Source organism: Anaerostipes sp. CAG:276 (assembly GCF_000432215.1).
In the GTDB taxonomy this organism is placed as follows: Bacteria; Bacillota; Clostridia; order Lachnospirales; family Lachnospiraceae; genus Anaerostipes; species Anaerostipes caccae.
Genome location: NZ_FR889192.1, coordinates 3378 through 14079, shown reverse-complemented (window position 1 = coordinate 14079; position 10702 = coordinate 3378). Strand labels below are relative to the sequence as shown.

14 protein-coding genes and 1 tRNA gene are annotated in these 10702 nt (G+C 42.1%); 10 read left to right on the top strand and 5 right to left on the bottom strand.

The genetic code is table 11. The features are described from left to right. Positions 1-90 precede the first annotated feature (90 nt). Positions 91-163 (top strand) — tRNA-Trp (locus QVP35_RS09645). Positions 164-203: 40 nt separating this feature from the next. Here the strand turns inward: QVP35_RS09645 and QVP35_RS09640 are convergent. Beyond that, a complete protein-coding gene (locus tag QVP35_RS09640; RefSeq protein ID WP_022261097.1) occupies positions 204-380 on the bottom strand; it encodes a hypothetical protein in 177 nt (58 codons plus the stop codon). 176 nt (positions 381-556) lie between these two features. Here QVP35_RS09640 and QVP35_RS09635 point away from each other — a divergent pair, with 176 nt between their 5' ends. Beyond that, on the top strand, positions 557-1030 hold the full coding sequence (locus QVP35_RS09635) for a pyridoxamine 5'-phosphate oxidase family protein (RefSeq protein ID WP_006565463.1): 474 nt from the start codon (positions 557-559) through the stop codon (positions 1028-1030). A gap of 23 nt (positions 1031-1053) precedes the next feature. On the opposite strand, the gene QVP35_RS09630 is transcribed toward QVP35_RS09635, so the two are convergent. Both QVP35_RS09630 and QVP35_RS09625 read right to left on the bottom strand, forming a co-directional pair. Beyond that, positions 1054-1203 (bottom strand): hypothetical protein, encoded by a 150-nt coding sequence (locus QVP35_RS09630; protein ID WP_006565462.1) that lies wholly within the window; start codon positions 1201-1203, stop codon positions 1054-1056. A 45-nt stretch (positions 1204-1248) separates the two neighbouring features. Further along, complete coding sequence (locus tag QVP35_RS09625; protein ID WP_225103668.1) at positions 1249-1686, bottom strand: manganese efflux pump; 438 nt, start codon at positions 1684-1686, stop codon at positions 1249-1251. A 318-nt stretch (positions 1687-2004) separates the two neighbouring features. On the opposite strand from QVP35_RS09625, the gene QVP35_RS09620 reads away from it, so the two are divergent. After that, positions 2005-2448, top strand: coding sequence for a PTS sugar transporter subunit IIA (locus QVP35_RS09620; RefSeq protein ID WP_006565460.1), 444 nt, complete (start codon positions 2005-2007; stop codon positions 2446-2448). Between the two features lie 222 nt (positions 2449-2670). Here the strand turns inward: QVP35_RS09620 and QVP35_RS09615 are convergent, their stop codons facing one another. Further along, complete coding sequence (locus QVP35_RS09615; protein ID WP_006565458.1) at positions 2671-3555, bottom strand: class II fructose-bisphosphate aldolase; 885 nt, start codon at positions 3553-3555, stop codon at positions 2671-2673. 80 nt (positions 3556-3635) lie between these two features. Further along, on the bottom strand, positions 3636-4346 hold the full coding sequence (locus tag QVP35_RS09610) for a ribulose-phosphate 3-epimerase (RefSeq protein ID WP_022261096.1): 711 nt from the start codon (positions 4344-4346) through the stop codon (positions 3636-3638). A gap of 293 nt (positions 4347-4639) precedes the next feature. Between QVP35_RS09610 and QVP35_RS09605 the strand changes: the two genes are divergently transcribed. The 7 genes from QVP35_RS09605 to QVP35_RS09575 all read left to right on the top strand — a co-directional run bounded on the left by QVP35_RS09605 (position 4640) and on the right by QVP35_RS09575 (position 10534). Beyond that, complete coding sequence (locus tag QVP35_RS09605; RefSeq protein ID WP_006565456.1) at positions 4640-5119, top strand: PTS sugar transporter subunit IIB; 480 nt, start codon at positions 4640-4642, stop codon at positions 5117-5119. Between the two features lie 82 nt (positions 5120-5201). Then, positions 5202-6020: a PTS mannose/fructose/sorbose/N-acetylgalactosamine transporter subunit IIC gene (locus QVP35_RS09600; RefSeq protein ID WP_009291142.1), complete on the top strand. Its 819-nt coding sequence runs from the start codon at positions 5202-5204 to the stop codon at positions 6018-6020. A 1-nt stretch (position 6021) separates the two neighbouring features. Beyond that, positions 6022-6855 (top strand): PTS system mannose/fructose/sorbose family transporter subunit IID, encoded by an 834-nt coding sequence (locus tag QVP35_RS09595; RefSeq protein WP_022261095.1) that lies wholly within the window; start codon positions 6022-6024, stop codon positions 6853-6855. A gap of 37 nt (positions 6856-6892) precedes the next feature. Beyond that, positions 6893-7939 (top strand): zinc-dependent alcohol dehydrogenase, encoded by a 1047-nt coding sequence (locus QVP35_RS09590; protein WP_006565452.1) that lies wholly within the window; start codon positions 6893-6895, stop codon positions 7937-7939. A gap of 203 nt (positions 7940-8142) precedes the next feature. Continuing rightward, positions 8143-8916 (top strand): GntR family transcriptional regulator, encoded by a 774-nt coding sequence (locus tag QVP35_RS09585; protein WP_009291144.1) that lies wholly within the window; start codon positions 8143-8145, stop codon positions 8914-8916. 256 nt (positions 8917-9172) lie between these two features. Further along, a complete protein-coding gene (licT, locus tag QVP35_RS09580) occupies positions 9173-10027 on the top strand; it encodes a BglG family transcription antiterminator LicT (RefSeq protein WP_009291145.1) in 855 nt (284 codons plus the stop codon). Positions 10028-10036: 9 nt separating this feature from the next. After that, a complete protein-coding gene (locus tag QVP35_RS09575; protein WP_022261094.1) occupies positions 10037-10534 on the top strand; it encodes a PTS sugar transporter subunit IIA in 498 nt (165 codons plus the stop codon). Positions 10535-10702 lie beyond the last annotated feature (168 nt).

Here is a 10702-nt window from a genome sequence, read left to right as displayed (position 1 = left end):
GATGGAACGTTCTGTATGTAGTTTTGAAGGTACATAAAATGAAAAAGCGGGATAAAAAATAAAAGTATTTTTTATCTTTTTGCTGTATATAGGGGCATAGTTCAGTTGGTAGAATAACGGTCTCCAAAACCGCAGGTCGAGGGTTCAAGTCCTTCTGCCCCTGTTAAAAAGTCTAGGAAATTAACTTTCCTAGACTTTTTCTTTTACTTATTATCACAGTCAGTTTTTTTATCCGTAGGATATCCGTTTCCCTGTGCATCTGTTCCGGGATCAGCTGATGCCGTGTCATTGCTTTTTTTAAGCGCATGATTTGTGATACCGGCCTCATAGGACCCTTTTGGAATTGTATTGATTTCTTTATCGCCTCTTGCTTTTTTCATATCGGCCTCCTTTTTCTGCATTTATATTATCTCCAAATCAGAAGAAAAGATGAAAGATTTTCAAATTAACAGAGTGTCTTTGAAAAGATAAAAAACTCATGCTATTGACAAAACAACAAAAAGGGCTGAAGATGAGATAGTGTTCGGTGAATAGGAAATTGGAAAGGATCTAAAATATGAGAAGAAAAGACAGAGAAATTACAGATTTTAATGAAATGCTTGAGATCATGAAAAAATGTGATGTTTGCAGGATTGCATTGAATGATGAAGAATTTCCCTATATTGTTCCGCTGAACTTTGGACTAGATATACAAGAAGATAAAGTTTTACTCTATTTTCATTCCGCCATGAAAGGGAAAAAACTAGATTTGATTACAAAAGACAATCGTGCGGCATTTGAAATGGACTGTGACCACAACTTTATCCTCTATGAAGAGAGAATGAGCTGTACTATGGGGTATGCAAGTATTACCGGACATGGAATCATAGAATTTGTACCTAAAGAAGATAAATATGAAGCGCTGAAGATATTAATGAGACATTACCATGCAGAGGATTTTAAATTTAATACAGATATGATAAAAGTAACGACTGTTTTAAAAATGACAGTTACAGATATGGTCGGAAAGAGGCGAAATAATATCCATTAGAAACTGCATTGCAGAGCCGGGGATCAGCCCTCTGACTCTGCAACAATTTCCTCCAGAACACGGATGAGGTCGTGAATTGTATTTAACTCCACGTTGCGTTCCAGGATCATATCCTTTAATTCGATACTGAGCGTTTCAAATTTTGGACGAAGCTCAGGAGAAACATAAGACATCTTTATCACCTCATAGAATAGTATGGGCAAACATAACGATTCTTATTAAATAAATAATTCATAAATACCTAAAATCAAGATTAAAAGGCCGGAAATTAAAGCAGCATAGTTTCCGAAAATATCAGACAGAAATCTTTTTCCTGCGGCCATACCTGTTGTGAGAAAGAATAAACTGAAAAAAAATGTGAAGGCTGAGGTAAGATATGGATTTAATCCGGTAATTCCGGCACCAAAGCCAAGACCAAGGTTATTTAAGGTCAGCGCCATTGAAAGAGCAATTAAAGAAGCAATAGGCATGGCGTGCCGCTTGGTGCGGCCAGTAGCCAAGGCCTTTTTTTCTTTTTCAGAAAGATCATCCGGTACATTCTTTTTAAAAAAGTAATCCATCATCATCCAGATACCGAGAAAAATAATAATCAGGCAGCCAAAGGTATTTGCTGTGGAAATTGATAGGATGCTCACCAGCCATTCCCCCAGGAACATAGATAGGAAGGTTCCTATGGAAGTGAGAAAAGAAATTGTAATATTATCTACAATATGATACCGGCATCCCTTAGTGCCATAGGCGGCGCCAAGAAAAAAAGCATCGATATTCGCTGAGATCGAAAATAAAATGACAGATATTAGATGCATATGAAATCCTTTTATTTTGTTGTTTTATATATAATATGGCAAAAGTAAAAATCAGTTCTAAATAAAAATATTATTACAACTGGTAATATATTTATATTACCAGTTGTAATATTGTTGGAAATATAGTATAATAATAATATCAAAAAAGTAAGATCAAGGAGGATAAAAATGGTCGGTATTTTAATTGCTACTCATGGAGGATTTGCTGAGGGCCTGTTAAGCGCAGTGGAACTGATTGCCGGAAAGCAGGAAAAGGTCGAGACTGTCGGCTTATATCACGGAGACGGAGTCGATGAATTTGAAGGTAAGATTACAGCTGCAATGGACAAGCTGGATGATGGAGACGGTGTGCTGGTATTCGTAGACATCCTTGGAGGAACACCATCCAATACCGTTATGAGGTGCTTCTCGAAAAAGGATCATATGAAAGCCATTGCAGGTATGAATATGGCGATGGTAGTTCAGGCGGTCATGATGAGAGAAGGAATGGATCTGGATTCTTTATGTGACGAGTGTGTTGAGGTTGGCAATCAGCCGCCGATTCTGCTGCATGACATGTATGCGGACATGGTAAAACAGCAGAGTGAGGATACAGAAGAAGACGAAATTTAAATTAGCTTTATGGATGCAGCCGGAAAAACCGGCTGCATTTTTTATTCTTCAGGAAAGACTTTCACGCAAAGTTGTCAAGCCCTTCAAAGAATCAGGAGTTGGGGAGATGAGGCGGCTTGCCTACTTTGCCCATCCATAAAACAAAATGGATCAGTTTAATTAAAAAGGGCACCCACAAAAAGCGGATGCCCAACCAACAAAAATGAGTTAGAGTTACCAAATTTAATCTAAGATACTGCTTGCAAAAACTTTCATAGCAGCCTTTACGTTTTCTTTCATGGCAGATTTGCCGGCAGCAATGATGTCATGGAAGAATACCTTCTCATCTCCGGCAGCGTTGATGAATTCACGAACTTTGTTTCCGCCAGCCATGGCGCTGTATGTATAGTAGTTGATCTTAGTAATTCCGTTCTGGATGGAAGTCTTGAAGTCTTCATCAGAAACACCGGAACCTCCATGCATTACGAATGGAATATCGATCTTATTTTTGATTTCTGTGATACGGTTTAAGTCAAGTTTTGGCTCTGTCAGGTAAACACCGTGAGTGGTACCGAAAGAGATGGCAAGTGCGTCAACACCAGTTCCTTCTACGAATGCCTTTGCTGTATCAGGATCTGTATAGCAGTCTTCCAAAGACGCAAAGTCTTCGGCTCCCACAGCTCCGCGTCCTTCTCCGCCTCCTACGGCTGAAGTAAAGATATGCCCTAATTCGGCTTCAACGGACACGCCGGCGGCATGTGCGATCTTGACCATTTCTTTTGTCTCTTCAAAGTTTTCTTCATAACTCTTTGCAGAAGCGTCATACATAACAGATGTAAATCCAAGGCGGATTGCCTGAACGCATAAGTCAAAGGAAGCACCGTGATCCAGATGAACACATACAGGAACAGAAGCGCGTCTTGCATAGTCCAGCATGATTGGCCCAATTTCCTGCATAGTGATTAAGTTTTCATGCACCTCTGCATGCTGGATAATGACAGGAACATTGAGTTCTTCAGCGGCAGAGATCACTGCCTGTATAGATTCCAGATTAGGAACATTGAATGCGCCGACAGCATACTTTTTCTCTTTTGCATCTTCTAAAATTTCTTTCATTGTTACTAGCATATCTTATACCTCCGTGAATCATTCATTACTTGGCTATAACAAAATTATAACCGATGGTAATAATAAAGTCAAATGCAAAATTACCAATGGTAATACTGATTGGTTTGAGAGTGAAGAACGGACAGCAGGATCTCTTTATTCTCCTTGACTGTATGCCCGGATTTAAACAGACCGGAAGTACCACCGGTAAATATGTCGGCCCCGGCCTGGTAAAGGGTATTTACCGTTGAGGGATTGACATTTCCATCAGCCTGGATGGAGACAGACATCCCGGCTTCTGACAGTCTGTGTCTCATCTCTTTAATATGTCCGAGACTGTTTTGCTGCATGGTTTGACCGGAAAAGCCCGGATTGACAGTAAGCTTTAAGATCCAGGGAACTTCTTTTGCCAAAGCAAGGAAATCGTCCGGAGGAGCAGTATCACATTTAAAGGCTAATACAGGCTGGGCACCAAATTTCCTTATCAGATCAAAGGTTTTCAGCGGATGCTCCATAGCTTCGTAGTGCACGGCTATATAATCTGCACCCAGTTTCGCAAAGCGCTCAATATAAGCATCGGGATTGTATGCGGCCAGGTGCGCCTCGATGGGCAGGGTTACCTCCGAACGCATCATTTCTAATAATGTATCCCCTAAAATGAAGCATTTGTTAAACTTTCCGTCTACCATATCATAGTGGAAAAATGATATGCCGGACTGTTCGGTTTCCACAATCTGTTCCTTTAAATGAAGTAAATCCATACAGGATACAGAAGCAGAAACACAGGGTGGATTTAATATAAGCTGTCTCATGGATGAAACCTTCCTTTCTTCTATATAAAATGAGAATAAGTTGTTTCTTACTGTTCAGTATAAGAAAGAAAATACAGGAATGCAATAAATATAACCGATGGTCATGAAGTTTGTATAATGTTTATATATTTTTTATAAATTTAAGTCACTTTTCACAAAAAGAGCGAAATATCATAAAAAAAGTTGACATTTTAGTGAGTAGTGGTAATATAGAATATAACCAGTGGTTGTATTGAAGGGCAGCCAAAAAATGAGTAAGAGTTCATATTTTTCTAACGAAGGGAGCAGGCATTATGAAGATCGATGGTATTGTATTAGTGAGGATTGATGACAGACTGATTCATGGTCAGGTTATGACTTCCTGGCTGAATTACACCAGTGCAAACAAAATCATGATTATTGATGATGAAGTTGCAAATGACGCATTTATGAAGAGCGTGCTGAAAACATGCGTGCCGGCAAATGTAAAGCTGGCAACATTCACAGTGGAAAAGGCAGCAGCAAGATTAAAGAAAGGTTTTGCAGGAGACAAATGTATTATCCTTGTAAAATATCCAAAAACATTATATCGCCTGATGAGTGAGGGAATTGTTTTTGATCACGTCAATATCGGAGGCATGGGAGTAAGCGGTGACCGCACAAAGTTCTTCCGCAACATTTCCGCTTCAGAAGAAGAAAAGAAAATGCTGAAAGAATTAGTGGAGGCAGGATCTAAAATAGGTGTGAGGATCATTGCCGAAGACAGCGAAACCGACATTTCAAAGATGCTTTAGAGGGACAGACTACATAACCAACAAGAGAAACAGAACCATATGAGAAACTATCAATGAAAGCGACGAATAAAGGAGGTTAAGTATGAAAATTACATTAATTCAAGCGCTTTTGATTGGTATCGTTTATTACCTGGGTAATATCGGTACACCATGGCTATCACTGCTGGGAAGTATCTCGGTTGTATACAAACCGCTGGTAGCCGGAACTTTAGTAGGTTTTATCTTAGGAGACCCTGTACAAGGATGTATCATCGGCGCAGCAATCAACCTGCCGTATGTAGCATTTATCTCCGCAGGAGGAACCGCTCCTCAGGACCCGGGCCTTGCAGGTACAGTTGGAACCGCATGGGCAATGGCAGCAGGAGTAAACCCGGCAGCAGCAGTAACAATCGCTCTTCCGCTTGGACTGCTCGGAACGATGGTCTGGGTAGCACATATGACCTTGGACGTAACCTTTGTACATATGGCTGATAAAGCAGCAGAAGAAGGAAACCTTGAGAAAATTTGTTTCTGGCACGTAGTACCGCCGCAAATCCTGATGTTCCTGCTCTGTGTTGTACCGGCAACCGCAGCAACTTATTTTGGATCAACGGCTGTAAAAGGAATTATTGATTCACTGACAGGACGCCCGCTGACGGTATTAACCGTAATCGGAGGACTGCTTCCGGCTCTTGGTATTGCCATGAACCTTCGTGCAATCGGAAGACCTGGTACACTCCTGTTCTTCCTTGTAGGATTTATTCTGGTCGTATATCTGAAACTGCCGGTAATCGCTGTAGCAGTATTAGCCGGAGTTATCGGATATTTCTACACAATGTTAAGTAACCAGACACCGCAGGCTGCAGCCGCCGGGGATTCCGGAGGAGCAGCACCTATAGAAGACGATGAGGAGGATTTTTAATATGGCTGAAGAAACAAAAAGAAGTTTAACAAAAAAAGAAGTCGTAAAAGCCTTCTGGAGATGGACCTTCTTCTCTCATGCAAACTACAACTATGAGCGCTTGGAGGCAACAGGTCTCGTATTTGCCATGAAGCCGGTGATTAAAAAGCTTTATGGAGACAGACCGGATGAATATAAAGCATGTATTCAAAGACATATGCAGTTCTTTAACACAGAGCCTCATATCGGAGGTGTTATTCCCGGTATTGTTCTGGCTATGGAAGAAGAGCGCGCAAACGGCGCACCGATCACTGATGAGGCGATCAACGGTGTAAAGACCGGTCTGATGGGACCTTTTGCAGGTATTGGTGATACATTATGGCAGGGTACACTGACACCGATCCTCTTAGCTTTCGGTATCAGCCTTGGATCTCAGGGAAATCTTCTGGGACCGGTTATCTACACATTGTTAATGTTCGGTATCATGTTCCCGGTAGCTTATATCTGCTGGATGAAGGGATACAGCTTAGGTAAAGAAGGTATTGAAAAGATTCTCGGCGGAAACCAGCTTCAGATGCTGATCACAGGTGCATCGGCCATGGGTGCTATCGTACTGGGTGCTCTGTCCGCACAGTTTGTAACTGTTAAGTGTTCTGCGATCATCAAGCTGGGCGCATTGAAGATGAATGTGCAGGAAACAGTATTTGATCAGTTATTCCAGGGAATCTTACCGCTGGCAGTGACGCTGTTCACCTTATATCTGCTGAAGAACAAGAAGATGAAAGCCACAACTGTTATGTTGATTCTGGTTGTCATCGGAGTTGTATTAGGTGCGGTCGGCTTCTTAGGTGCATAATATATTAAATTGTCAGAAACGTCGTGGAGGAAGAACAATGGGAGAAATGGCAAGAACCCTTGTGTTTACAGGGGAAAAGCAAATTGAGATACAGGAATATCCGATTCCTGAAGTCAGTGATGATATGGTTCTGGTAAAAACAGATGCGTGTGCAATCTGCACATGGGAGCAGAGGGTTTATACCGGAGTAAAAAAAGTAGATTTTCCGTTTATCGGCGGACATGAAATGGTCGGGAAGATTGTCAAGATGGGCAAAAATGTGGACCAGAGACAGTGGAGTGTCGGTGATTTTGTGGCAGTCGGAGTAACGCTGCCATGCAAAAACTGCTATCAGTGTAAGAGCGGAAATGAGCAGAACTGTGAACATTTTGATCACAGCAAACAGTTAGAGGGACTTCCGGAGAAAGGTATGGGCGGATTGAGTTCTCATCTCTTAGTACATCCGTCAAATCTGTTTCATTTACATGATATCACACCGGAAGAAGCAACGATCACAGAACCATTATCCTGTGTGCTGCACAGTGTAGAAACTGCTGATATTCAATTTGGCGACACCGTTGTTGTGATCGGATGCGGAATCATGGGACTGCTGCACACGATCCTTGCAACAAAACGGGGAGCCTCTGTCATTGTCTCCGACACGAATGAAGAAAGAACAAAGCTGGGCTTAGAGCTGGGCGCAAACTATGCGGTAAATCCGGCGAAGGAAAAACTGGAAGAACGCGTAAAGGAAATCACAGGCGGAAACATGGCACAGGTTGTGTTTGATACGACACCGATCTCTAAAGTTGCTGAGGACGCAGTGAAAGCTGTCGCTAACAACGGACGTCTGGTACTTTACAGTTCATTCTATCCGGATACTCCGATCTCTATCAGCCCGGATTGGCTTCACAAGAGCGGTGCAAAGCTGATGGGTACTGCAAACTCCAACACCGTAGATTTTACAAAAGCGACGAGACTGCTCTCAGAGGGAGTTGTGGATGTAAAACCGTTTGTCAGTGAAGTATATGATTTGAGTGATTATCAGAAAGCATTTGAATCTGCCATTAAGGGTGATAAGTTCAGAGTAGTATTAAAATTCTAAAGACGGGTGACCTTGTTGGTTGCCGCTGTCAGGATGCGGATGAAGCAGAGAGGGAGCCGGTTAAATAATGGCTTGCTCTCTGTTTTTCTAAACAAATGTATATTTAAAAAACCGCTTTTATCCAACAGGATTTATGGTGTATACTATAGGTATCTGGGGTAATATTCGTTAAGAACTGAGGTCTCTTATACAAAGGAGGGCGTATGAGTGAAGTGAAAAAAAAGCAGCTGCTGTATATGCAGCTGAGAGATTCCATTTTGGCAGACTATAAGGACAAGCCATACTATTCTCCTTTGCCGGGGGAGCGTGAACTGTGCGATATTTATTCTGTCAGCCGGCCTACAGTCAGAAAGGCACTTGAAATCCTTGAGGATGAAGGATGTATCATAAGGCTGACAGGAAAAGGAGCGTTTTTTATCGGCAATAAGGAGTTTGTGGATGCGAATAATGATATGAGGTTCTCAGATATTGCTTTCTACAATCAGGTTAGTCTGAGGGGAGACTATACGAGCAGTAAGGTTCTGCTGCAGAAGATTGAGATTGCAGATAAAGAGGTTGCTGTGATGCTGAGACTTCCCAAAAATGCCAAGGTGTTTCATCTGGAGCGTCTGAGGTATATCAACGGCAAATTGTATTCTCTGGCCAATGCATATATTCCCTATGAGCTTTGCCCTGAGCTTACGGAGTATGATTTTTCAGACCGTTCTCTGCACAACACACTTTGTCAGTACGGTCATGTGCCGTTTAAAGCGGACAAAACCATAGAAATTTCTAAAGCATCCGAGTATGATGCCATGCATTTGGATCTGAAACCAGGGGACCCGATCTCGATTTCTTCCACAGTGACGTACGATGAGCAGGGGAATATGCTGGAATATGCGGTGACGAGGGCTGATGCATATAAGACTCTGATACAGATGCAGGTATATAATCAGGATCACGTAAAAGACAAGGTTATGAGAGAGAAGCGCCAGTAGTACGCCGGCGCTTTTCAATTTCTTGTTGTATTATTTGTATATAAATCAAAATTTAGGGGGTTGACATCTGTCAAGCCTGCGGATATAATGAATGCATAAAGAAGAATAACTGGTGATATTTATTATTCGAGGATTGTCACTGTTCGGCAGGCAAAACCGGATTTTACGAGAAGGGAAAGTTTTTTGAGGGAAACTTGTACCGCTCTTGTAGAATTGGGTTTTTTTTCTTTTGTTCATGTTTATGAGGAGAGGCATTATGAAGATAACGAAGGTAATCAACAACAACGTAGTCAGTTCCACAGATGAAGCCGGTAATGAAGTCATTTTGATGGGAACCGGACTGGGATTTAAGGGAAAAGAAGGAAAGGTCGTTGACGAGAGCAAGATCCAGAAAATTTTTCATCTGGAAGATGCCGGAGTCAGTCAGAGGTTTAAGGAGCTGATCACAGATCTTCCGATGGAGCTTTTAAATACGTGCAGCAACATCATCATGTATGCGAAAGGAATTCTCGACACGAAACTCAATGAAAACATCTACATTACGCTGACAGACCATATCAACTTTGCGCTTCAGAGAATGGAGCAGGATATGATGTATCCGAATCCATTGAGCAGGGAAGTGAAAACGTTCTATGACCTGGAGTATAAGATCGGAGAGTATGCCCTGGGAATTGTGGAAAAAGACCTGGGAGTAAGACTTCCCAAGGATGAGGCAGTATCCATTGCACTCCATGTGGTCAGCGCGGAGTATGACACGAAGGTCCGGGATACGGTTCAGATTACCACCTTTATCAAAAATGTTATAGATAAAGTGAAAGATTATTTTCAGATGGAACTTACGGAAACTTCTCTGAACTATGAAAGATTTATCACACACCTCAAATTTTTGTCAAGAAAAGTTATGTCAGGAGGAGGGATGGACGAGATTGAACCAGAGCTCAGGAAGATGATCTCGGCGATGTATCCGGACGAATATCAGTGCAGCAGAGAGATTGCAGAGTATATTAAAAAGGAATACCGCAGAGAGATGTCGGAAGGTGAGATTGTATACTTGACAATGCATATTGAACGCATAAAAAGCAGCAATCAGACAAAGAACATCAGTAAATAGGAGGGAAATATGTTTGAGTCTTTTAAGAAAGCGTTTAAGCAGGAAGTGAGGTCGGCAGATGTACTGTCACCGATGAAAGGGACCGTGATCCCGATGAATGAAGTAAAAGATCCCACGTTTGCAGGAGAAATTCTGGGACCGGGGGTAGCCATTGTGCCGAAAGAGGGAAGAGTCGTATCCCCGGTGGACGGAAAAGTGGGAGTGATGTTTGAAACCAAACACGCGGTGAGTATTTCCGGTCCGGACGGCGTGGAGATGATCGTCCATGTGGGGATTGATACTGTCCAATTAAAGGGAAAGTATTTTACGTCACACAAGAATACCGGAGATCCGGTGAAAGCCGGGGATCTGCTGCTGACCTGCGATATGGATGCCATTAAGGAGGCAGGATATTATGTGACAGTTCCGGTGGTAATCTGTGAAAAAGGGAATTACACGGAGATTGAATGTTTCCACGGGAAAGAGACAGAAGCCGGGGAAGTGATCATCCGGTTAAGAGAAAAGTAAAGAGATGGATTTTAGTATAGAAAGGAAGATTATATTATGATGAAATATTTTCAGAAACTAGGCAAAGCGCTGATGCTTCCGGTTGCGGTTCTTCCGGCAGCGGCAATCCTGATGGGTATCGGATACCTGATCGATTCCAATGTTATGGCGGCTAACGCAGACAAAGCA

Excerpts from the sequence above, each read along its gene's own strand:
- QVP35_RS09640 (WP_022261097.1), bottom strand. The coding sequence starts at position 380 with ATGAAAAAAGCAAGAGGCGATAAAGAAATCAATACAATTCCAAAAGGG.
- QVP35_RS09635 (WP_006565463.1), top strand. The coding sequence starts at position 557 with ATGAGAAGAAAAGACAGAGAAATTACAGATTTTAATGAAATGCTTGAG.
- QVP35_RS09630 (WP_006565462.1), bottom strand. The coding sequence starts at position 1,203 with ATGTCTTATGTTTCTCCTGAGCTTCGTCCAAAATTTGAAACGCTCAGT.
- QVP35_RS09625 (WP_225103668.1), bottom strand. The coding sequence starts at position 1,686 with ATGTTCCTGGGGGAATGGCTGGTGAGCATCCTATCAATTTCCACAGCA.
- QVP35_RS09620 (WP_006565460.1), top strand. The coding sequence starts at position 2,005 with ATGGTCGGTATTTTAATTGCTACTCATGGAGGATTTGCTGAGGGCCTG.
- QVP35_RS09615 (WP_006565458.1), bottom strand. The coding sequence starts at position 3,555 with ATGCTAGTAACAATGAAAGAAATTTTAGAAGATGCAAAAGAGAAAAAG.
- QVP35_RS09610 (WP_022261096.1), bottom strand. The coding sequence starts at position 4,346 with ATGAGACAGCTTATATTAAATCCACCCTGTGTTTCTGCTTCTGTATCC.
- QVP35_RS09605 (WP_006565456.1), top strand. The coding sequence starts at position 4,640 with ATGAAGATCGATGGTATTGTATTAGTGAGGATTGATGACAGACTGATT.
- QVP35_RS09600 (WP_009291142.1), top strand. The coding sequence starts at position 5,202 with ATGAAAATTACATTAATTCAAGCGCTTTTGATTGGTATCGTTTATTAC.
- QVP35_RS09595 (WP_022261095.1), top strand. The coding sequence starts at position 6,022 with ATGGCTGAAGAAACAAAAAGAAGTTTAACAAAAAAAGAAGTCGTAAAA.
- QVP35_RS09590 (WP_006565452.1), top strand. The coding sequence starts at position 6,893 with ATGGGAGAAATGGCAAGAACCCTTGTGTTTACAGGGGAAAAGCAAATT.
- QVP35_RS09585 (WP_009291144.1), top strand. The coding sequence starts at position 8,143 with ATGAGTGAAGTGAAAAAAAAGCAGCTGCTGTATATGCAGCTGAGAGAT.
- licT (WP_009291145.1), top strand. The coding sequence starts at position 9,173 with ATGAAGATAACGAAGGTAATCAACAACAACGTAGTCAGTTCCACAGAT.
- QVP35_RS09575 (WP_022261094.1), top strand. The coding sequence starts at position 10,037 with ATGTTTGAGTCTTTTAAGAAAGCGTTTAAGCAGGAAGTGAGGTCGGCA.